Genomic DNA, 21,354 nt, shown 5'->3' with positions numbered 1-21,354 from the left:
CAGCAACAGCAGCAAAGGAGCGGCAACCCCAGGGTTGCCGCTCCTTTGCTTTAACCCGATTCTGCTTTAACCCGATTCGCCGCGCGGGCACCCGTAGCGGACAATGGATAGGTGCCTTCTGCAGCAAAATCCCATCCCGCAGCACCCCAGCCAGGCCCCGACAGGGGCGCCCCGGCCAGGGCTGGCGGCGTCGTGGGGATTTCCCGGCCGTGGCAGCTCGCGGGCCTTGCAGCCCTCTTCCTGGGGCTGACAGCGGCACTCCTTTTCTCCGGCGCCGCCGCGGCCCGTGAGGTCTCTGACCCGGGGGCACTGGTCCGCTGGGGGCTTCCGGTCAGCAAGGCCATCCACAACGTGGCACTGGCGACGGTGATCGGCGGACTGATCTTCGCCGTCGGCATCCTCCCCAGAACTCCGGGTCCCCGGTCCCGGACCCACACCGGCGACGCTCCAGAACATCCGGCGTTCGCCCGGGCCCTGGCCATTGCTGCCGCTGCGGGTGTTGCCTGGACACTGTCGGCGGTGGCCGTACTGGTCCTCACCTACTCAGACGTTGCGGGCCAGGCGGTCGGCGGGGACGCCGAGTTCACCCGCGCCCTGGTGTACTTCATGACGGACATCGAGACCGGCCGGGCATGGCTGAGCGTGACCATCATCGCGGCCGTGGTGACCACAGCGCTGTTCGGCGTCAGATCCTTGGGCGGCCTTGCCCTCACGCTGATCCTGGCGCTGGCCGGGCTGGTTCCCGCCGCCCTGATCGGCCACTCCTCAAGCTCGTCGGACCACGAAGGCGCCATCAACTCCCTGGGCCTGCACCTTGTGGGCGTCAGCGCGTGGGTTGGCGGCATCGTCGTCCTGGCGCTGCTGTCCGGAATCCTGACCGGCTCGAAGCCCGGTGCCGCCGCCGACATCACCGAACCGACGCTGCGGAGGTTCTCTTCGCTGGCCGGCTTTGCGTTTGTGCTCGTCTTTGCCTCCGGCGTCATCAATGCCAGCATCCGCATCACCAGCTGGGGTGACCTATTTGGTTCCCCCTACGGACAGCTGATCCTCGCGAAATCGGCAGCCACCCTGGTCCTTGGCGGCATCGGCCTGATGCACCGGCAATGGGTCATCCCCCAGCTGGGCCGCAAAGGCTCGGCAATGTCCTCACGCCGCGTGCTGTGGCAGCTGGTGCTCGTGGAACTCCTGGTTATGGGAGCCACCTCCGGCGTCGCCGTGGCCCTGAGCCGGTCGGCACCGCCGCAGCCCACCACGTTTGCACCGGACGCGTCGCCGGCCTTCATCCTCACGGGCTACGAGCTGCCGCCTGAACTGACGCCGGAACGCTGGCTGACGGAGTGGCGCTTTGACTGGCTCTGGGTGGCCGTGGTGCTCTTCGGGCTGGTGGCGTACTTCCTGGGCGTCGCCAAGGTGGTCCGGCGCGGCGACAAGTGGCAGTGGTTCCGCGCCGTGAACTGGGTGATCGGCCTGATGGTGCTGACCTTCATCACGTCAGGGCCGCCGTCGGTCTATGGCAGGATCCTCTTCTCCGCGCACATGGTGGACCACATGGCGCTGACCATGGTGGCACCCATCTTCCTGGTGCTCGGCGCCCCGGTGACGCTGGCCCTGCGGGCGTTGCCTGCCCGCGGCGACGGCACCCGGGGGGCGCGCGAGTGGCTGCTCGTGTTCATCCACTCCAAGTTCTCCCAACTGGTCACGCACCCCATCTTCGCGGCGGCCAATTTCGCGGGCTCCATCGTGCTGTTCTACTACTCGGACGCGTTCGGTTTCGCCATGCGGGACCACGTAGGCCACGAGCTGATGATCCTGCACTTCACGCTCACCGGTTACATCTTCATCCTGACCATGATCGGCACGGACCCGTTGCCCCGCCGCGCACCGTATCCCATGCGCCTGCTCCTGCTGCTTGCGACCATGGGCTTCCACGCGTTCTTCGGCGTCGCCATCATGGGCGGCACCAGCCTGCTGGCGGCCGACTACTTCGGCAACCTTGGCCGGGCCTGGGGGCCGTCCGCCCTCCTGGACCAGCAAATGGGCGGGGCCGTGGCCTGGGGCATCGGCGAAGTGCCCACCCTCCTGGTGGCCATCGGCGTCGCCATCATGTGGTCCCGGTCCGATGCCCGGGAGTCCAAGCGCACCGATCGGGCGGCGGACAGGAATAACGACGCCGATCTCACTGCTTACAACGATATGTTTGCCAAATTGGCTGAACGCGATGCCAGACTGGCTGAACGCAACTCAAAGCTGGAAGGACGCTGATGAGCGAAACCGTACGCACCCAACTCCGGGTCCGCGCTTCCGAACTGGTGGGCCGTAACTGGCTGAACACCGGCGGCAAATCGCTGGACCTCGAAGCCCTGCGCGGCAAGATCGTGCTGCTCGACTTCTGGACTTTCTGCTGCATCAACTGCCTGCACGTCCTCGATGAGCTGCGCCCGCTCGAGGAACAGTACTCGGACGTCCTGGTCACCGTGGGCGTCCACTCGCCCAAGTTTGAGCACGAAGCAGATCCCGTGGCCCTGGCCGCCGCCGTGGAACGCTACGAGATCCACCACCCCGTCCTGGACGACCCCGAGCTGGAGACCTGGAAGGCCTACACGGCGCGCGCCTGGCCCACCCTGGTGGTCATCGACCCCGAGGGCTACATCGTGGCGCACCTGTCCGGTGAAGGCCACGCTGACGGCCTGGCCGTGCTCATCCCAGAACTGATCGCCGAGCACGAGGCCAAAGGCACGCTGCACCGCGGTTCCGGCCCTTACGTGGCGCCGGAAGCCACCTCGGGCACGCTGCGCTTCCCCGGGAAGGCTCTGTTCCTGCCCGCCGGACGAGGCTCCGCCGGACCCGGTTCAGGCGCGCAGGGTTCAGGCGCCCAGGGAACGTCCGACGGCGGGACTAACGCCGCCGCTGATACCGTCACGGGGGGCTCCTGGCTGGTAACTGACACCGGGCACCACCGTCTCGTTGAGCTGGGTAACGACTTCCAGACGGTGCTGCGCACCTACGGCTCCGGGACCAGAGGCCACGCTGACGGCCAGGCCGCCGCCGTCGACTCCGTCGAGCCCGCCGCACGGTTCAATGAGCCGCAGGGCCTCGTGCTGCTTCCGGAAGACGTGGCAGCGAAGGCGGGCTACGACGTCGTCATTGCAGACTCAGTCAACCACCGCCTCCGGGGACTCTCGCTCACGGACGGCAAGGCCACAACAATTGTTGGCAACGGCGTGCAGCGCCTGCTGGAAACCGGGCCCGCCCGGGTGGACGAGGACGCTGCCGGTTTCACGGGCCAGCTCAGCGAGCATCCGCTGGAGGTGTCCCTCAGCTCGCCGTGGGACGTCGTCTGGTCCACCAAGCTCAACGCAGTGGTGATCGCCATGGCCGGCACGCACCAGATCTTCAGCTTCGAGCCCCTCACAGGCGCGGTGGCAATTATTGCCGGCAACGGCCTGGAGGGTTTGCTGGACGGGCCCGCCCACGAGGCCTGGTTCGCTCAGCCGTCCGGCCTGGCCGAGGACGCCGACGGCAACATCTGGGTGGCGGACTCCGAAACGTCCGCCCTCCGCAAGCTGGTCATTGACGACGGCGGCACGGTCACCGTGGAGACCGCCGTGGGCAAGGGCCTGTTCGACTTCGGCTTCCGCGACGGCCCCGCGTCCGAGGCACGCCTCCAGCACCCCCTCGGCGTCACCGTCCTGCCTGACGGCTCCATTGCCATCGCCGACACCTACAACGGTGCCGTGCGGCGCTACGACCCCGCCGCGGGCACCGTGTCCACGCTGGCCCGCGGGCTCTCGGAACCCTCCGACGTGATTGTGGACCACACGCACGCCGCAGGCTCCGAACCGCTGCTGGTAGTGGTGGAGGCCAACAAGCATCAGCTGGTCTACGTGCCCATCCCCAAGGAAGCCCAGCAAGTGGACGAGGGCGCCTCGCAGACCCACCGGCCCAAGAGCCCGGTAGCCCCCGGGCTGCTCGAGCTCACCGTGCGTTTCACCGCGCCCACCGGCCAGAAGCTCGACGACCGCTGGGGCGACCCCACGCAGCTGAAGATCTCCTCCACCCCGCCGGAGCTGCTTGTGGCCGGCGGAGGAACCTCTGTAGGCCTGCTTCGGACGCTGGAACTGGCTTCCGACATTCCCGAGGGCATCCTGCACATCACCGCCCGCGCCGCGGCCTGCGACGGCCCGGAGGATGCGGACGGCGAGATCCCGGACCACGCCGCCTGCCACCTTTACCAGCAGGACTGGGGTATCCCGGTTCTCCTGACGGACGACGGCGACACCGAGTTGGTCCTGGACCTGCGCGGAATGGACTGATCACCGCCGCCGTGGTTTAGATCAAGAGGCTACGGCTAGTAGCTCAGGAGCGGGGTGACCCTGATGGTGTCGCCGGCGACATCCAGGCGGGTGGTGAAGCTGAAGTCCACCTCTGCGTTGAGCGGGGACCAGGCGCCCGTGAAGGAACTCTGCTGGACCGCCTCCACCTTGGCCTTCCCGTCGAGGGGTGCAACCACCCAGCGGCCGCCAAAGGGCTCGATGGATATCTCCGGGTACTCCGTGATGGTCCACTTGATGGTGCCGTCGTCCACGTTGTTGGTGCTGGCGAAGTAGAAGGGGCAGTCCGGCTGCAGCTTTTGCTGCTTCACGGCTTCGGCGGCGCAGGTGTCCAGAAATTCCTTGACCTTCGCGCCCACATCCTTCCGCAGCTGGTCGGTGGCCTCGGTCAGCAGGTTCAACGGAGCCGCCGGGACATCGCGGGATGTCACCGTGGCTCGTGTGGCGGGCGCGGCAAAGTATTCACCGTTCAGGGAGGCTTCGTATTCACCCGGGTAGAACACGGCGAACGAATTCCTGCCTTGGGGCATGTTCACCGGGACGCCGTTGAGGTTGGCTTCGCTGGCGTTCACCACTGTCAGGCCCACCGTGGGCAGCCGCGACGGCACAAACGCCCACGTGTTGAAGAACAGCCATTCGGTGCCGGTCCTCTCCAGCAGGAACTCGGTGCGAAGCCTGCTGCCATCGATCGTGTACTGCACGGGCACCATGACCTGGTTGCCTGAGCGTTCCTCGGCATCGCCGATGCTGACGTTCGCCAGCCGGGAAGAGGCCGTCTGCAGCGCTGTGCCGTCGAGCATGGCGGCGTTGCTGGGCGGCACAGTGGCCCGCAACAGACCCAGCGCCTTGCCGCCGTCGCCCTCGTGGAGGGCGTCCAGATACTCCCGCACAGGCTGCTGTGGACTCGCCACTGTATTGTTCACCACGTTGACCCCAACTACGGCCGCGGCCACGGCAAGCATGAGGCCAAGCAGCCACCCTGCTGCCATCCTCACCAACGCCTGACTCATCTGCACTTCCCTTACGTTACCTGCAAGCCCGCCGAACACAGGTGTCGCCGCCGCCCCGTGTAGCAGGGTGCGGCGGCTTTCCTGACGCCCGACGGCGGGAAGTCCAGGACGGGACATCGTCCGGTTTTGCCTACCGGCGCCGCCGGGACGAGGTGCCGAAGACGCCCCGGAGCAGCTCCCGGCCAAGCTGTGTGCCCAAGGACCGGACCATGCTCTTCAGCCCGCCGCCCAGTGCCCCGCCGAGTGCTCCGGCGAGGTCGCCCACCATCCCGCCGCCCGCAGGGGCAGCAGGTTCCGGTGCACGCCGCGAGGGCGCATCAGAGCCGGTACCACGGTCGGGCGCCGGAGCGGGCCGGCTGCTGGGCCGGCCCAGGATTTCCTCCTCGATCCTGCGGGCCTCGGCGTCGACGTCGGCCTGCCCTGAACGTGGTTGCCCGGAAGTCCCCGGAACCGGGGGCTCGCCGGGCGCGGCTCCGCCGGTAGGCGCAGCGCCCTTGCCGGTGAGCTTCTCGTAGGCGGAGACGTTGTCCACGGCGGTCCCGTACTTGGCGAGCAATGCGGACCCGCCCACCGTGCTCTTGATGAGCTCCTCAGCGCTGGGGCCCATGACGGATTCCGGGGCGCGCAGGCGCGTGTGGGCAACCGGGGTCGGGGCGCCCTTCTCATTCATGACGGTAATGACGGCCTCGCCGATCCCCGCGGACGTGAGGGTCTCCTCGAGGTCATAATCGCTCATCGGGAACGTGGACACGGTGGCTTTCAGGGCCTTGGCGTCCTCCGGGGTGAAGGCGCGGAGGGCGTGCTGGATGCGGTTGGCCAGCTGGCCCAGGACGTCGGCGGGGACGTCCTTGGGGGTCTGGGTGACGAAGAAGATCCCCACACCCTTGGAACGGATCAGCCGGACGGTGGTGGTGATGGCGTTCAGGAAGGCCTTGGACGCGCCGTTGAACAGCAGGTGGGCCTCATCGAGGAAGAACACCAGCTTGGGCTTGTCCAGGTCGCCGGCCTCGGGGAGGTCCTCGAACAGGTCAGCCAGCAGCCACATCAGGAAGGTGGAGAACAGCATCGGCTTGGTCTGCAGCGTGGGCAGCTCCAGGCAGGTGATGACACCGCGCCCGTCCGGGGCGGTCCGGAGCAGCTCGGCCGTGTCGAACTCAGGCTCGCCGAAGAACCGTTCCAGGCCCTGCGCTTCAAGGTTCACCAGTTCGCGAAGGATGACGCCGGCGGTGGCCTTGGACAGGCCGCCCAGTTCCTCCAGCTCGTCCTTGCCCTCGTCCGAGGTGAGGAACTGGATGACCGCGCGGAGGTCCTTGAGGTCGATCAGCTCAAGGTTGTTTTTGTCCGCAAAGTGGAAGACCAGCTGCAGGCTGGATTCCTGGGTGTCGTTGAGCTCCATCACACGCGAGAGCAGGATGGGGCCAAACGAGGTGATGGTGGCACGGACGGGAATGCCGTTGCCGTCGCCGCCCAGGGCCAGGAACTCCACGGGGAACGTCTTGCCGGCCCAGGCCTGGCCGATGCTGTCGGTGCGGGCCTTCAGCTTCTCGCTGCCGGCGGCCGCGGTGGCCAGGCCTGACAGGTCGCCCTTGATGTCCGCGAGGAACACGGGAACTCCGGCCACGGACAGCTGCTCGGCCATCATGTGCAGCGTGACGGTCTTGCCGGTGCCGGTGGCGCCGGCTACCAGGCCGTGCCTGTTCATCATGGCCAGCGGCAGGCGGACCTGGGCTTCCTTGTGGAGTTCGCCGTCCACAATGGCGGCTCCCAACTCGATGGTGGCGCCTTCCAGGGTGTAGCCCTTCTGGATGGTGGCGAGTTTTTCGGCAGTGGTTTTGTTGGCCATGCCGTTAGCTTAGTTGGCCGACGCCTTCACAGATGGTGCAGACGTCGCGCTTTTCAGCCTGGCTTTTGGCCCGGCATGGTCCGCGTGTTCTAGGACCCGGGACACGGTGTAGCCGATGACCAGGCCCCAGAACGCCGGATGGATGTTGAAAAGGCTCATGCCGGACATGGTCACCACGAACGTCACCAGGGACCCCAAGGTGAAGGTCGTGGCGAAGGCGGTCACGAAGGCTTGCTGGAGAGCCCGCAGCATGGCAATGCCGCCCAGGGCGAGGATGAATTCCGTGGGTGTGGCGAGCATGAGCCGGGTGAGGGCGGGAGCCAATAGGGCGCAGGTCATGGCCAGGAGGCCGAACACCACGGCAGCAGTGTACTGGCGCTGCCTGGTTCCTGATGATGTCATGAGGGCGTTGGTAGGGCCAGTCACGCAGGCTGAGACAGCGCCGCAGCCCGCGTTGAGCAACGAAAATGCGCCAGACACGATGGCGAAGACGTTGACCGGCGGATTGTGGCCGGCGGCACGGAGGACGGCGATGCCTTGGCCATTCTGAACGAACAACACGGTGAGGGCCAGGGGAACAACGAGCTCGAGTTGGGCGGCCCAGGTGAACTCGGGAGGGGTGAAGACCGGAGTGGCCAGGATCGGTCCGCCCCCTTGAAAGGAGAATTGACCGCTTACTGCCACGGCGAGGCACCCGACCGCAAGGGTGCCGAGCACTGGTGGAAGAAACCTGCCCAGGACGGGCACGGCCGTGAGGACCAGGAATGCGACCACCATTGGTGCGGCCACCACCGGGTTCGCCTGTGTGGAGGCGACGATGTCCGTGCCGAATTTTAGGAATACGGCGGCCACCATGGACATGACGATGGGCATCGGAACCACTGCCATGATTCGCCGCACCACTCCGGTGGCGCCTAGCGCGAGGACCAGAATTCCGGACGTGAAGAAGGCCCCCACCACTTCCGCGAAGGACAGGTGCTGGAGGGACGGACCCATGAGCACCGTACCGGGAATGGACCAGGCGAAGCCCAGAGGCTGTCGGTAGAGGAGGGACATGGCCAGAGTGGCTGCCCCGCCCGAAAATAGGATGCCAAACACCCAGGACGCGAGTTGGGCTTCGGTAAGTCCTCCCGCCGCTCCCACTGCAAGGGTTACAGCTATCGGGCCGGAGGCGGAGAAGATAAGGCCGATCACCCCGTTGGAAACATAGGGCAGGCCCAGGTCACGGAAGACCTGGCGCACGAAGGCGGGGCGGACACCCGGGCGTTCCAGCAGGGGCTGGCGTGCATGGGCCGCAACAGTTTCCACTAGGGGGGTGGCGGGTGGGTCCTGACGGGATGGCAGCATTCGGGCTCCTGGCAACGGCGGCAAAAAAGACAGACGCCCTGGAGTTTGCACTCCAGGGCGCCTTCGGTGCCGGGCCGAGGCGCCGGCGCGGATTGTCAGCGGTGGTTCTTACTTGTGCTGGCCTTCCTTGGCGAGGACGTAGTCATAGACCACTGCTTCGCCGGTGCCGCCATCCGTGCGCGGCTTGGGGTCGAGCATCAGTTCAGGCTTGACTGCCGAGGCGATATCGTCAGCGTTGTGCGGGTCGCCGGGGAAGTAAAGCTGCTGGGTTACGGGCTGGAAGCCGGGCGCGGAAACCTTGATGTGAATGTGTGCCGGGCGCCAGGCGTGCCAGCCTGCCGCACTGATCAGCTGCCCGCAAGCTCCGTCCGTGGGAATCTGGTAGGGCGCCGGGCGCATCGTGTTGATTTCGAAGCGGCCGTCGTCGTCTGCCGTGACCGTGGCCCGGAAGAGCCAGTCGGGCAGGCCCGGCGCGTACTGGGAGTAGAACCCGGCACTGTCCGCATGCCAAATTTCCACCTGGGCGTTCTGGATCGGGTTACCGTCCGTGTCGGTGAAACGGCCGCTGAAGTGCAGCGGGGTGCCTTCCTCGTCCTCACGCATTTCGACGGTGCCCGGGGTTTGGAGCACCGGCGAGCCCGGCACATAGTAGGGCCCTTCGATGGTGCCCACGGTGCCGGGGCGGTCCTGGGAGTTGGTGTCCTCCACGGTGTGCTCCAGCCACACGTCGAGGAACAGCGGCCATTCCCCGTCAGTTCCAACCTTGATGAGCCAGGCCTTGAGTGCGTTGTATTCCTCGTAGGTGACCTGGTGCTCAACGACGATGTCGTTGGCGGCCTTGATGAGTGCCCCCGCCAGCAGGCTCACTCTTTCCTTCGGCACATCCAGGTTGGCGAGCTTGCCTGAGGCGGCGAAGCGTTCGGTGGCTTTGGAGCCGGCTTCGACTGCAGTGCCCTCGTCCTCGAGGCGGGTGTCTGCTTGGGTCTCGGTCATGGTGATGTCCATACTCCTCTTTGAATAGGGGACAGGAACTGCTCCTGAACCCGGTGCGAACCGGTGGGGGCAGGATCTGAACCTGTCGCGACGCAGCTCGCGTGATGACCGTCTCATCGTAGGCCTCAAATAAGGACGCTACAAATATCGATTTGGCCTGTTTTCTGTCATTAACCAGACATAAAGACACCCTTGGCCGAAGCTAGGTGTTTGCCTGATGTGAGTGCGGTCACCGTAAGGAAGACTGGCGTGACAACGTCCCCCTGGGCACCGCGGGTTGGCCCGGACCCCCCGCCTATCCGTCCAGCACCCTCCAATGAAGGAGCACGCCATGACCGAGAACCTGGCCCATGTCCGCGAGGTCCTTGCCGACGCCGTGATCGACGACCGTGAGAACGGCGTCATCCGTGCGAAGCGCGAAATTTTCACCGATCAAGAGATCTTCGAACTGGAGATGAAGCACATCTTCGAAGGCAACTGGGTCTATCTCGCCCACGAATCCCAGATCCCCAACGTGGGGGACTACTTCACCACAAACATCGGCCGCACTCCCGTGGTGATCACCCGCGACAAGGACGAAAACCTTAACTGCATCGTCAACGCCTGCTCACACCGGGGCGCCATGCTGTGCCGCCGCAAGACGGACAACCGCACCACCTTCACCTGCCCCTTCCACGGATGGACATTCAAGAACTCCGGTGAACTGCTGAAGGTGAAGGACTCGCGCAACGCCGGCTACCCGGAGACCTTCAACAAAGAGGGCTCCCACGACCTCACCAAAGTGGCCCGCTTCGAGTCATACCGCGGATTCCTCTTTGGTTCCCTGAAGGCTGACGTGCTCCCGCTCGAAGAACACCTGGGTGATGCCACCAAGGTGATCGACTCAATCGTGGACCAGTCCCCGGAGGGGCTTGAGGTGCTGCGCGGGGCGTCCACCTATACCTACGACGGCAACTGGAAAGTGCAGGCCGAGAACGGTGCAGACGGCTACCACGTCACCGCCGTGCACTGGAACTATGCGGCCACCACGGCCCGCCGCACCGCCGGCGACTCCGCCAACAAGACCAAGGCCATGGACGCCGGCAAGTGGGGCAAGGTCAAGGGGGGTTTCTACTCCTACGACCACGGACACCTGCTGCTGTGGCAGGAATGGACCAACCCGGAGGACCGCCCGCTGTGGGACCGCCGCGACGAGCTCGTTGCGAAGTACGGCGAGGAGATGGCCAACTTCATGATCAACATCTCGCGGAACCTCTGTCTGTACCCGAATGTCTACATTATGGACCAGTTCTCCTCGCAGATCCGCCATTTCCGGCCCATCTCGGCGGACCAGACCGAGGTGACCATCTACTGCATCGCGCCCAAGGGCGAATCGCAGGAGAACAGGTCCAAGCGGATCCGCCAGTACGAGGACTTCTTCAATGCCACCGGCATGGCCACTCCCGATGACCTCGAGGAGTTCCGGTCCTGCAACAAGACTTACTGGGCCACCTCGGCGCCCTGGAATGACATGACCCGCGGTTCCACCCATGAGATCGCGGGCCCCGACGAGCAGGCCCAGGCGCTGGGCATGACCAAGGTCATCGCGTCCGGGGTGCGCACCGAGGACGAGGGGCTCTACCCCATCCAGCACGGGTACTGGAAAGAAGTCATGGACCGGGCTCTGGCGGAGGAAGAGACTTCCGCGCTGGACGCCGTTCCAGTCACCGCCTGACCCCGTCCACGTGGAACCAGAGAGAGCGCAGAACCCATGACCAACCTGACACAGCCCGCTGCGGCGCTCAAGAGCGCCGAGGAGATCGCCACCCTCGAAACCGTCCGCGCCTTCCTCTACAAGGAGGCCCGCCTGCTGGATGACCGCCAGTTCGATGAGTGGCTTCAGTGCTATCACCCGGACTCGGAGTTCTGGATGCCTGCATGGGACGTCGATGACCGGCTGACCGGGGACCCGCAGAACGAGATTTCGCTCATTTACTATGACAACCGCGGCGGCATTGAGGACCGCGTCTTCCGGATCAAGACGGACCGGTCCTCGGCCACCTCCCTGCCGGAGCCCCGCACCGGGCACAACATCACCGACGTCGAAATCATGGAGCACGACGGCGGCCAGGTGAAGGTGCGCTTCAACTGGTTCACCCTGTACTTCCGGTACAACACCACGGACACGTACTTCGGCACCAGCTTTTACACGATCGACCTCGCCGGCGCCGAGCCGGTCATCATGAAAAAGAAGGTTGTCCTCAAGAACGACTACATCCACCACGTAGTGGACGTCTACATGATCTGACGGCCCCGCGCCGGTGCCGGGCATTTGCCCGGCACCGGCCTTGGCCGTTTCAAAACCCGTGCCCGTAGGGCACATCCGCACTACCCCGGGTCGCGTCGACGCGCCCCCACCCAGGAGGAAACAATGGGCCACAAAGTAGCCCTCAGCTTCGAGGATGGCGTCACCAAGGTCATCAAGGTCGGCGATTACGAGACCGTGATGGACGCCGCGTACAAGGCACGGATCAACATTCCGTCGGACTGCCGGGACGGGGCGTGCGGCACCTGCAAGGCCTTCTGCGATTCCGGCTCCTTCGATCCGGGCGATTACATTGACGATGCGATGACGGAGGAGGAGCTCGAAAAGGGATACCTGCTCACCTGCCAGGCGGTTCCGGAGTCGGACCTGGCCATTCAGATCCCTGCAACGTCGGAATCGGCGAAAACCTCAGCCACCACCTTCACCTCCACCATGAAGGAACTCAACAAGCACTCGGAAACGACAGTTTCCTTCACCTTGGAGGCGGAAAACCGGGACGCCCTGGCCTTCCTCCCGGGCCAGTATGTCAACATTAAGGTCCCCGGAACGGACGCGGAGCGCTCCTATTCGTTCAGCAGCGGCCCCGAGGTGCAGGATGCGTCGTTCATGGTGCGGGTGACGCCGCAGGGTGCGATGTCCGAATACCTGCGGGACAAGGCAGCGGTGGGCGACACCATCGAGTTCACCGGCCCCTACGGCTCGTTCTTCCTCCGTGAGCCCAAGCGACCCCTGCTGCTCCTGGCAGGCGGCACCGGCCTGGCCCCGCTCCTGTCCATCCTCGAGAAGCTTTCCGAGAACCCGCCGTCGGTACCGGTCCATCTCATTTATGGCCTGACCCGTGAGGCGGACATCGTCGGCCTGGACTGGTTGCGCGAGTATGGGGCGAAGCTGCCCGCATTCACCTGGGACTACATTGCCTCCGAGCCGGGCACATCTGCTCCCCACACGGGCTATGTCACCCAGATCATCGAGCCGAAGCACCTGAACGACGGCGACGTCGACATCTACTTGTGCGGTCCGCCTCCCATGGTCAACGCCGTGTCGAAGTGGCTGGATTCTGAGGGCATCAAGCCCGCCAACTTCTACTTCGAGCGGTTTGCCCCCAAGGAAACCACCGGGGGTGACGCGGAAACGGGTGCACCGGCACCTGCGGAAAAAATCGAGGCCGAAGGCGACGCGATGAGCCGCAGCGAGGCGGTCTCTTCCCTGGAGACCGGCTGGCTGGACTTCCGCAAGGAGGACAGCTTCGCCCAGCTGGACGCGCGCATGGGCCTGGAGCTTGCGGTAAGCGAGCTGATGCTGGGCCGCCTCAGCGAGGAGCAGCTGCACCAGTTCCGGCGGCTCGCCGAAGCCACCATCCGCTCAGTAGCAGCCGGCACCGTCCGGGAACCGGAGGAGTTCGCACGGACCAACGAAGAGTTCCACGAATACCTCTTCGTGGTCTGCGACAATCCCATGCTGCTTGAGTCCTACCGACGGCTCGACGTCCACGCCCAGATGGCCGCGGCCTTCGAAGCCGGAACCCCCATCTTCGAGCGGGTCACGCAGGACCATCTTGATGTGGTTGATGCCTTTGAGCGGCAGGACAAGGTACGGGTGCGGGAGGTCATCATGGCCCACGCACGCGATGCCAAAGACACCATGGCCGGAGCGATCGACGCCAAGACGGGCCGCTTATGACGCGGCCATATGCGGGACAGTTCGTTACTCCCGGCCGGTACGCCGGCAAGGTCGCGCTGGTGACCGGTTCCGCCCAGGGCATTGGCCAGAAGGTGGCCGAGCGCATCGGTGCCGAGGGCGGCGCCGTCGTCCTCGTAGACCGGGCCGAGCTGGTCCATGAGGTGGCTCAGGGGATCCAGGCGGCCGCGCAGGCTTCCGGTTCGGGAGGCTCGGCTACCTCGGTGACCGCAGACCTTGAGACCTTCGCGGGTGCGCAGCAGGCCGTGGACGCGGCGTTGGCCGCCCACGGCCGGGTGGACGTCCTGGTTAACAATGTTGGCGGCACCATCTGGGCACGCCCGTATGAAGAGTACGACGAGGAGAAGATCGAGAAGGAGATCCGCCGCTCGCTCTTCCCCACCCTCTGGACCTGCCGGGCCGTGCTGCCGGCCATGCTGGAACAGGGTTCAGGCACCATCGTCAACGTATCCTCGGTGGCTACCCGCGGCATGCATCGCGTGCCGTATGCGGCAGCAAAGGGTGGAGTCAACGCCCTCACCCAATCATTGGCGATGGAGGTGGGAGGACGCGGCATCCGCGTGGTGGCGACAGCCCCCGGCGGCACCGAGGCGCCGGCCCGCAGGGTCAAGCGCGGACCCGAGGCAGAATCCGCCACGGAAAAGGCCTGGTACCAGGTGATCGTTGACCAAACCGTGGACTCGTCCTTCATAAAGCGCTACGGGACATTGGACGAACAGGCTGCACCCATCGTGTTCCTCGGATCAGATGAAGCGTCCTACGTAACCGGCAGCATCCTCCCGGTCGCCGGCGGGGACCTGGGCTGAGGACACCGTGATGGAAGGCCGCCGCCGGGGCCGGCAGGACGGCTCCGGTAGAGTTGCCGCCATGACGGCGGCCTCCATACACGGTGAAATGGCGGAGGACTCACCGCTTGTTGGCCGGAGGACGGTCTTTGCGGAACTGTTGGAGATTTTCCGGACCGTCCGCAAAGGCAAAGTGGGTGCCGTGGTGATCTCCGGCCCCTCCGGGTCCGGGAAGACCGCGGTTCTGGACTTATTCCTTGAGCACTGCCGCACCGGGGTCCGTGGTGTCCGTGTGCTGTCCGCCATGGGCGATGAGTGGGAGGCGCAGTTCCCCCTCGCCGGCTACTCCCAGCTCATGCTCACTTCGCCGCTGCGTTCGGCAAAGGATTACGGCGGCGGCCCGGCCCTGCCCGCCGGCCCCGTCGCGGCCCTCACTCCCGCCCAGGTTGTTAATTACGCTTCCACCCTCAGTACCCACCTGGAAGGGCTGCAGTCGCACGGCAGCGTAGTTGTCGCCGTGGATGATGTCCACAGACTCGACGTGGAGAGCCTGCGCATCCTTACCTTCGTCATGCGCCGGCTGCACGGAAAACGAATCCTGTTCGTGCTCACCCTCAACCCCGATGACGCTGCGCGCGTCCCTACCGGTGCGCTGGACTTCTTGACAGGCCACCAGGTGGCCACCATCCCGCTGGATCCGCTCACCCCGCAGCAGGTGCAGGATCTCGCGAGAAGGACGCTCGGCGTCGAACTGAGCGCGACGGCGGCCCATGGCCTTGTCCAACACACCGGAGGGCTTGCTCAACCGATCGTGGAGCTGCTCCATGAGCTGCCGGCGGAAACCTGGCAGACGTGGTTTCCCTCCCTCCCGCCGACTTCCCGTGTGCGCGCCCGGGTGCGTAGTGTCCTGGGCGCAGCATCCCCGGTGTTGGTTGCTGTGGCGGAGGCCGCGTCAGTGCTCGGGAGCGCCGCAAGCGTGGCAGAGGTTTCCGAAGTCAGCGGGGTGGGGTCCGTCATGGAGGCACTCGATGAGGGACACCGTGCCGGGCTGCTGGGGCTGACTGTTGATCAGGCCCGCTCCGCCGTCGTGTTCTTTGAACCAGGCACCTCAGAGGCCATCTACGAACAGATCGTTCCCAGCCGGCGCATTGCGCTTCATCGGCTGGCCGCTGAAGCGGTGCAGCCCGAGGGTGACCGGTTGGGCCATCGGGTCTCCGCCACCCCCGGCGCGAACGAGGCCCTGGCGGAGGAGTTGGAGGAGTTCGCCCGGCGCCAGGCCAGGGTAGGAGCGTGGCAGGATGCCTCAACAGCTTTGTTCTCCGCGTCCCGGCTTTCCCTGGACATCCGCTCCCGGAACGACAGGCTCCTGCGGGCGGTGGATGCCCTGGTGGGTTCCGGCAACATTTCCCAGGCCCAGATGTGGACGGCGGCAGTGGACGCCCTGCCGCCGTCGCCGCTTCGCTCCTCCGTCCTGGGCTACCTCTCCACCGCGTCGGGACAGAACGACAGCGCGCAGACGCAGTTGGAGATGGCCTGGCGCACCTCCAACCCGCAGCATGATCCGTCCGCCGCCGCGCAGGTGGCGCAGCGCTTCGTCCTGCACGGGGTAGCGTCCTGGGACGGCCCGATGATTACCACCTGGGCGGAACGGGCCATGGAACTTACGCCGCCGGAAACCCCCGCCCACATTGAATCAGAGGCCATCTACGGCCTGGGCCTGTATGCACAGGGCCGGGTTGCGGAGGCTGAGGCCTCCTATCACCGGGCTTTCGAACATGCCGACGAGAACGCCCAGAAACAGCGGGTCCAGATGGGCGCGGGCTGGCTGGCTCTGCGCCTCGACAACGTTGAGACGGCGCTGGTGAACTTCGAGTCCGCGGCCCCCACTGACCGCGGCGGCTCGATGCGGATTTCCCTCTGGGCCGAGGCATGGCTTGCGCGGACCCACCTGGTACTCGGCAATTGGGATGCGGCGGCCGCCACCGTGGCGCGCGCATCCGTGCGCCTGGAGACCTCGCGGATGCCGCTGATCCGCCCACTGCTCTACTGGACCGCGGCGGAGCTCTGGTCCATGCGGGGAGACTGGGAGCGGGCCCGGTACTACGTTTCCCAGGCCGCAGTGCAGCCCGGAACCTACCGCGCCATGCAGGTGCCGGCGAGCCTCGCCCGTGCCCGCTTCCACGAGGCGAGGGCGGACTATGAAGGCGCTTTGGCTGTCCTGCAGCCGCTGACGGAGCTGGACCCGTGGACCGAGCACCGGGTGTCCTTCTGGCCCTGGCAGGACACCTACGTCAACGCCCTTGTCATGACCGACCAGCTCGAGGCCGCCGACTCGTTCCTCACGGCGTTCGAGCGTGTGCCGCGCGAACGGGAAATACCCTCGGACATGGCACGGATGGCATGGGCGAGGGGCCGGCTCGTGGCCGCGCAGGGAGACCCGGACACTGCCAGGGAACATTTTGAGGCATCCCTGGGCCACCTGAGGGGGCTCAACCGGCCGTATCTGCGGGCGCGGGTTAGCTTTGCCTTCGGCCAGAGCATGCGCCGGGCGGGCAAACGGCGCCTGGCGTCGACCGTCCTGCGCGCGGCCCGCGACTTATACGACACCCTGGGGGCGGCCACCTACGTGGAACGGTGCGACAGGGAACTCAAAGCAACAGGGCTCGACGCCGGGAACGTGCCGGACCCTGCCGACCCCGTGCTCACCGCAGTCGGCACCCACCACCTGCAGCTCACGGCGCAGGAACGGGCGGTGGCCGACCTGGTGGCGGGCGGCGCCACCAACAAGGAGGCGGCCCGGGCGCTGTTCCTGGCGGAGAAGACCGTGCAGTACCACCTGACCCGGCTCTACCGGAAAATGGGAATCCGCTCCCGCAGCGAGCTCGCGGCCGTGTTCCGGGCCAAGGACTGACGCCGGAACACGGCCGGGCCTTAGGCTTTTGCGCCGGTATCTATTCGACGCCGGTGTCTATTTGACGTCTGAGGGGTGCTTCGCGAGCGGCACCACCGAGATGTCCATATAGGGGAACAGCGGCAGGTTCTGCAGGATCTCATGGAGTTCGTCGTTCGAATCGACGTCGAAGATCGAGTAATTGGCGTATTCGCCCACTACCCGCCAGATTTCCGGCCATTTGCCGGAGCGCTGCAGTTGCTGCGAGTAAGTCTTCTCCGTGGCCTTGATCTCCGCGGCATCATCGGCCGGCAGATCGGTGGGCAGGTTGACGTCCATGTGGACCAGGTACTTCATGAGTGTCCCTTCGGTAAAAGCGGTTGCTATTTGTCGGTGCGGTAGAGGGAGAGCTTGTCTTCGTCAACGGCGGTGCCCACGCCGGGGCCTTCGGGGACACGGATGCGTCCGCCGGTGATGGCCAAAGGCTCAGCCAGCAGGTCGTCGGCCATGTCCAGGTAGTTGGAAAGTTCCGCTGCGCGTTTAGCCGTGTGGGCGAACGCGGCGCCGAAGGTCACCGAGGCGGCCGTGCCGACCTGGGTGTCGATCTGATTGCCTATGTAAACGTCGATGCCCATGCCCTCGGCCATCCCCACGATTTTGGCCCCCTCCGTGAATCCGGACCGGGCCGTCTTCACCGCCAGGAAGTTGGCGCCGCCGGTGAGGATTTCCCGTGCGGCCTCACCAAGGTTGGCGGCAGATTCGTCTGCGGCGATGGGGATGGGGGAGTTCGCCACCAGGCGGCGGCGGCCCAGGACTTCGCGGGCGTCGTCGGGCTCCTCAAGGAACTGCAGGCCCAGATCCGCCGTGCGGCGAAGGACCTCGGCTGCCTCGTTGGCAGACCAGCCGCGGTTGGCGTCCATGTAGAGCTCGGCGTCCTCGCCCAGTCCCTCCCGCAATACCCGGGCGGCCTCAACGTCGAGGTGGAGGGGACGGCGGCCGGTCTTGAGCTTGAACGTGTTGATGCCGTACGTCTCGCGGAACTCCAACGCCAAAGCCAGCAGTTCCTCTGCGGGCTTGAAACCGAGCATGTGGGAGACGCGCAGCGAGTCCGTGTACCCGCCCAGCAGTTTTGTCACCGGCTGACCGAGCGTCTTGCCAACGACGTCCCAGAGTGCGATGTCCACAGCGCCCTTGGCGGTCTGGTTGTGCACCGTCCGGTACAGGATTGCCTGGACCTTTTCGCGGTCAAAGATGTCGACGCCGATCAGTTGCGGAGCAAAGATGTCCTGCACCACCGCAACGATCGACTTTTGCGTCTCGCCATAGGTGTACGGGCGCGGCGGCGTGTCAGCGGTGCCCACCACGCCGTCATCCGTTCGCAGCCTGATGAGCACGTGGTCTGCCTCGTGCGCGGAACCGGAAGCGAAGTGCAGTGGATGAAGGTAAGGGATCGAGTACGGAATCGCCTCAATGGCTGCGATCTTCATGCGTTGTTAAGCCTTTCATCAGTGGGAAACGGCGCAGTGCCGGGGGCCGGGGCAGGCGCCGTGGCTCCCGCAGTGGCGGTCACTACGACCTCCAGGAAGTTGTGGAGCAGCGCAGAATGATGCCCGCGCATCCAGGCGACAGCGAGCTCCACTTCGGGGACGTTTTCAATCTCCCGGTAGGCCACGCCTTCAAGCTGGAACGCCTGCACGCTGGACGGCATGACCGCCACCCCGCCGCCCGCAGCTACGAACGCCAGCATCGTGGAGGTCTCCCCCACCACCTGGGTGATTCGTGGCTGGAAACCCGCTTGGCGACACAGGTCTGCGGTGGTGCGGTAAAGCACGGACTCGGGCCCGTAGGCGATGAAGTCCTGGTCCTGCAGTTCGTGCATTGCCACGGGCCGGTCCACGGCCAGGGCGCTGAACGAGGGAAGCGCGACAACGAGCGGCTCCCGTGTCACAGTCCTGTAGTCGATGTCCTGCGAAGCGACCGGCGGGCGCAGCAGCGCCGCGTCCAGGGTGCCGTCCCGCAGCCCCGCTTCCATGGAGGGCGTGAGCATTTCGCCGTGCAGCGCGAGGGACAGGCCTGGCAGGACCTGTTTCGCAAGGCGGGCGATCCGGGGCATGACGCCATAGGTTGCAGACCCTGAGAAGCCCACCCGCAGGACACCCGTGGCGCCCCGCCCCACCTGATAAACATCGGCCTGGAGGGTGGCGACGTCGTTGACGATCTGCCGTCCACGGTCCAGCAGGAGCTGGCCGGCCGCGGTGAGGTCCACCCTGCGGGTGGTCCGGTTGAACAGCTTGACGCCAAGCTGGTCTTCCAACTGCCGGATCTGCTGCGAGAGAGGCGGCTGCGCCATGTGCAGGCGTTTGGCGGCGCGGCCGAAGTGCCGCTCCTCGGCAACCGCGATGAAATAGTTCAGCTGGCGGATGTCCAAGATGGTCCCGTCCTTCGGCTAACCGGCCCCCGATGCTGCCGGGGACTCTAAATTGATTCACAGAATAACCATAATAAGCCCTACTAGGATATTTTGCAGGCGTAATGTTGCCGGCGCGACGGTGGATTGTGGGCAGACGGCGGGCTATTTGAGCTGTGCAGCAGGAATGCCTTTTTCTGCCTGTCCTTCTGCGATCTCCTCCACTTTGTGCTCTGCCTCCTCCAACTTGCGCTGGCGGGGCACCATGACGGTGACCAGAGCGCCAACCAGGGCCACGGCCCCGTAAAGGTAGAAGGCCGTGGATCCGCCGATGCCCGCGGCGGCCAGCCACCCGCCGATGATGGGACCGAGTACCCCGCCAAGCCGCCCCACGCTGGCGCACCAAGCAACACCCGCGGCTCGGGCGTTGGTGGTGAAGTAGTTGGACTGGAACCCGTAGATCAATACCTGGGTTCCCAGCGTTCCCACGCCTGCAAGGGCGATGAAAGCAAAAAGCAATGGCAGCGGAAAGTTGAAGGTCATGAGTGCCAGGGAAATGGTCGCCAGCGCGAAGGTGGCCGCGATGACCCGCTGGGGGCCGCTCTTGTCCGCCAGGCGGGATGCGAGCAGGCCGCCCGCCACTGCGCCGAGGTTCAGTGCCAGCGGGAAGAACAGGGAGTATGTCCGCCCGTAGCCGTAGCCCTCCATGATTTTGGGCAACCATGTGTTGAGTCCGTATGTCAGCAGCAGACCGCAGAAGGACATCAGGCCCAGCAGGATGGACGCTACGGCGAACTGGCGGGAAAATACGGCTGCAAACCCTGATTTCTGCGGCGCGGCGCCGACCTCGAGGATGACTCGCTCTTCGATGAGCGGAACTCCGGTACGTTGTGCGGCGGCGAGGGCCTCCTGTTCGCGGCCCCGGGACAGCAGCCACCGCGGTGATTCAGGGAGCTTGCGCCAGGCAATAGGCAGGAGAACGACCAGCGGCAGTGAGCCGATGATGAACAGCCCGCGCCAACCGATGCTGTCGAGGAAAAGAATGCCCAGGATGGAGGCCAGGACGCCGCCCGCCGGGATGCCCGAATACACAATGGCGTTGTAGAACTGCCGCTTTCCCGCGGGTGCGAATTCGGCCATGGTGGCACCTGCGCTGGCGATAACTATTCCGAGGCCGAGTCCGGTCGCAAACCGCAGGGCGCCGAAGGCCGGAACGGTGGTGGCAAAGGCTGTGGCGAACATGCCGACGGAGAACCAGGCTATGCCCAGGAGCATCAGCCGGCGCCGGCCGAAGAAGTCGCCGACAGCGCCGCAAACCAGTGAGCCCACAAGTACCCCGATGAGGGCCCAGGATCCGAGGAGCCCGGCGGTGACTGCATCAAACGCTCCGATCTGGCCCGGGTCTGCGAGCAGCCCTGGCAGGACGGTGCCGTAAATGACGAGATCGTAGCCGTCGAACAGGAGGGCTGTGCAGATGATGAAGGCCACCCAGTTGGCAGTGCGCGCCTCCTTTTGTGGATTTTCGGCTGTAACGGCGTGCGGTTGTGACATGGTCCCCAAGTCCTCTCTGACTTAAGTGGAGGCCTGCGGCACCGGGAGAATCCGAGGGGCCGACCTCCGAGTGCTTCCAGCCTGACAGAGGTGTGACGCGCGACATATGAGGGGAATGCCCGGCTTTCCGCCCGGGGGGTATCCATATGCTGTTGGTCTCAAACGGCTGTTTTGCGGAAACGGGCCCTCGGCAG

The 21,354-nt window shown here is 65.6% G+C and carries 15 protein-coding genes; 7 read left to right on the top strand and 8 right to left on the bottom strand.

The genetic code is table 11. The annotated features are described in order from the left end of the window. Nucleotides 1–111: 111 nt before the first annotated feature. Both NIBR502772_RS01160 and NIBR502772_RS01155 read left to right on the top strand, forming a co-directional pair. Nucleotides 112–2,262: a cytochrome c oxidase assembly protein gene (locus NIBR502772_RS01160; protein WP_141138732.1), complete on the top strand. Its 2,151-nt coding sequence runs from the start codon at nucleotides 112–114 to the stop codon at nucleotides 2,260–2,262. Then, nucleotides 2,262–4,313, top strand: coding sequence for an NHL domain-containing thioredoxin family protein (locus NIBR502772_RS01155; protein WP_141138731.1), 2,052 nt, complete (start codon nucleotides 2,262–2,264; stop codon nucleotides 4,311–4,313). Before NIBR502772_RS01160 ends, NIBR502772_RS01155 begins: the two co-directional genes overlap by 1 nt. Before the next feature lie 35 nt (nucleotides 4,314–4,348). Here the strand turns inward: NIBR502772_RS01155 and NIBR502772_RS01150 are convergent, their stop codons facing one another. The 4 genes from NIBR502772_RS01150 to catA form a co-directional block, all read right to left on the bottom strand. Next, complete coding sequence (locus NIBR502772_RS01150; RefSeq protein WP_210412364.1) at nucleotides 4,349–5,341, bottom strand: hypothetical protein; 993 nt, start codon at nucleotides 5,339–5,341, stop codon at nucleotides 4,349–4,351. A 130-nt stretch (nucleotides 5,342–5,471) separates the two neighbouring features. Beyond that, nucleotides 5,472–7,184, bottom strand: coding sequence for a helicase HerA-like domain-containing protein (locus NIBR502772_RS01145; protein WP_141138730.1), 1,713 nt, complete (start codon nucleotides 7,182–7,184; stop codon nucleotides 5,472–5,474). A 9-nt stretch (nucleotides 7,185–7,193) separates the two neighbouring features. After that, the gene (locus NIBR502772_RS01140) at nucleotides 7,194–8,531 is read right to left on the bottom strand and encodes a benzoate/H(+) symporter BenE family transporter (protein WP_141138729.1); all 1,338 of its coding nucleotides are present in this window, start codon (nucleotides 8,529–8,531) and stop codon (nucleotides 7,194–7,196) included. Between the two features lie 108 nt (nucleotides 8,532–8,639). Continuing rightward, nucleotides 8,640–9,536, bottom strand: coding sequence for a catechol 1,2-dioxygenase (catA, locus tag NIBR502772_RS01135; RefSeq protein ID WP_141138728.1), 897 nt, complete (start codon nucleotides 9,534–9,536; stop codon nucleotides 8,640–8,642). Nucleotides 9,537–9,855: 319 nt separating this feature from the next. Here catA and benA point away from each other — a divergent pair, with 319 nt between their 5' ends. From benA to NIBR502772_RS01110, 5 genes are all read left to right on the top strand, one after another. Further along, nucleotides 9,856–11,238: a benzoate 1,2-dioxygenase large subunit gene (benA, locus tag NIBR502772_RS01130; protein WP_141138727.1), complete on the top strand. Its 1,383-nt coding sequence runs from the start codon at nucleotides 9,856–9,858 to the stop codon at nucleotides 11,236–11,238. Nucleotides 11,239–11,274: 36 nt separating this feature from the next. Beyond that, nucleotides 11,275–11,811: a benzoate 1,2-dioxygenase small subunit gene (gene benB, locus NIBR502772_RS01125; RefSeq protein WP_141138726.1), complete on the top strand. Its 537-nt coding sequence runs from the start codon at nucleotides 11,275–11,277 to the stop codon at nucleotides 11,809–11,811. Nucleotides 11,812–11,934: 123 nt separating this feature from the next. After that, nucleotides 11,935–13,509, top strand: coding sequence for a benzoate 1,2-dioxygenase electron transfer component BenC (gene benC, locus NIBR502772_RS01120; protein ID WP_141138725.1), 1,575 nt, complete (start codon nucleotides 11,935–11,937; stop codon nucleotides 13,507–13,509). Next, nucleotides 13,506–14,333 carry a 1,6-dihydroxycyclohexa-2,4-diene-1-carboxylate dehydrogenase gene (locus NIBR502772_RS01115; protein WP_141138724.1) on the top strand — a complete coding sequence of 276 codons (828 nt, stop codon included), beginning with the start codon at nucleotides 13,506–13,508 and terminating at the stop codon, nucleotides 14,331–14,333. Before benC ends, NIBR502772_RS01115 begins: the two co-directional genes overlap by 4 nt. 10 nt (nucleotides 14,334–14,343) lie before the next feature. Beyond that, the gene (locus NIBR502772_RS01110; RefSeq protein ID WP_246848653.1) at nucleotides 14,344–17,223 is read left to right on the top strand and encodes a LuxR family transcriptional regulator; all 2,880 of its coding nucleotides are present in this window, start codon (nucleotides 14,344–14,346) and stop codon (nucleotides 17,221–17,223) included. A gap of 57 nt (nucleotides 17,224–17,280) precedes the next feature. Here the strand turns inward: NIBR502772_RS01110 and catC are convergent, their stop codons facing one another. The 4 genes from catC to NIBR502772_RS01090 form a co-directional block, all read right to left on the bottom strand. Next, on the bottom strand, nucleotides 17,281–17,559 hold the full coding sequence (gene catC / locus NIBR502772_RS01105) for a muconolactone Delta-isomerase (RefSeq protein WP_141138722.1): 279 nt from the start codon (nucleotides 17,557–17,559) through the stop codon (nucleotides 17,281–17,283). A gap of 26 nt (nucleotides 17,560–17,585) precedes the next feature. Beyond that, nucleotides 17,586–18,689, bottom strand: coding sequence for a mandelate racemase/muconate lactonizing enzyme family protein (locus NIBR502772_RS01100; RefSeq protein ID WP_141138721.1), 1,104 nt, complete (start codon nucleotides 18,687–18,689; stop codon nucleotides 17,586–17,588). After that, entirely contained in the window at nucleotides 18,686–19,630 is a 945-nt protein-coding gene (locus NIBR502772_RS01095; protein WP_141138720.1) for a LysR substrate-binding domain-containing protein, read from the bottom strand. Before NIBR502772_RS01095 ends, NIBR502772_RS01100 begins: the two co-directional genes overlap by 4 nt. A 144-nt stretch (nucleotides 19,631–19,774) precedes the next feature. Then, nucleotides 19,775–21,160, bottom strand: coding sequence for an aromatic acid/H+ symport family MFS transporter (locus NIBR502772_RS01090; protein WP_141138719.1), 1,386 nt, complete (start codon nucleotides 21,158–21,160; stop codon nucleotides 19,775–19,777). Nucleotides 21,161–21,354: the final 194 nt, after the last annotated feature.

This window comes from Pseudarthrobacter sp. NIBRBAC000502772 (assembly GCF_006517235.1).
Taxonomy (GTDB): Bacteria; Actinomycetota; Actinomycetes; order Actinomycetales; family Micrococcaceae; genus Arthrobacter.
This window is presented reverse-complemented; position numbering and strand designations above follow the sequence as displayed.

Coding starts and splice junctions, on each gene's coding strand:
- NIBR502772_RS01155 (WP_141138731.1), top strand. CDS start 2,262: ATGAGCGAAACCGTACGCACCCAACTCCGGGTCCGCGCTTCCGAACTG.
- NIBR502772_RS01150 (WP_210412364.1), bottom strand. CDS start 5,341: ATGAGTCAGGCGTTGGTGAGGATGGCAGCAGGGTGGCTGCTTGGCCTC.
- NIBR502772_RS01145 (WP_141138730.1), bottom strand. CDS start 7,184: ATGGCCAACAAAACCACTGCCGAAAAACTCGCCACCATCCAGAAGGGC.
- NIBR502772_RS01140 (WP_141138729.1), bottom strand. CDS start 8,531: ATGCTGCCATCCCGTCAGGACCCACCCGCCACCCCCCTAGTGGAAACT.
- catA (WP_141138728.1), bottom strand. CDS start 9,536: ATGGACATCACCATGACCGAGACCCAAGCAGACACCCGCCTCGAGGAC.
- benA (WP_141138727.1), top strand. CDS start 9,856: ATGACCGAGAACCTGGCCCATGTCCGCGAGGTCCTTGCCGACGCCGTG.
- benB (WP_141138726.1), top strand. CDS start 11,275: ATGACCAACCTGACACAGCCCGCTGCGGCGCTCAAGAGCGCCGAGGAG.
- benC (WP_141138725.1), top strand. CDS start 11,935: ATGGGCCACAAAGTAGCCCTCAGCTTCGAGGATGGCGTCACCAAGGTC.
- NIBR502772_RS01115 (WP_141138724.1), top strand. CDS start 13,506: ATGACGCGGCCATATGCGGGACAGTTCGTTACTCCCGGCCGGTACGCC.
- NIBR502772_RS01110 (WP_246848653.1), top strand. CDS start 14,344: ATGGAAGGCCGCCGCCGGGGCCGGCAGGACGGCTCCGGTAGAGTTGCC.
- catC (WP_141138722.1), bottom strand. CDS start 17,559: ATGAAGTACCTGGTCCACATGGACGTCAACCTGCCCACCGATCTGCCG.
- NIBR502772_RS01100 (WP_141138721.1), bottom strand. CDS start 18,689: ATGAAGATCGCAGCCATTGAGGCGATTCCGTACTCGATCCCTTACCTT.
- NIBR502772_RS01090 (WP_141138719.1), bottom strand. CDS start 21,160: ATGTCACAACCGCACGCCGTTACAGCCGAAAATCCACAAAAGGAGGCG.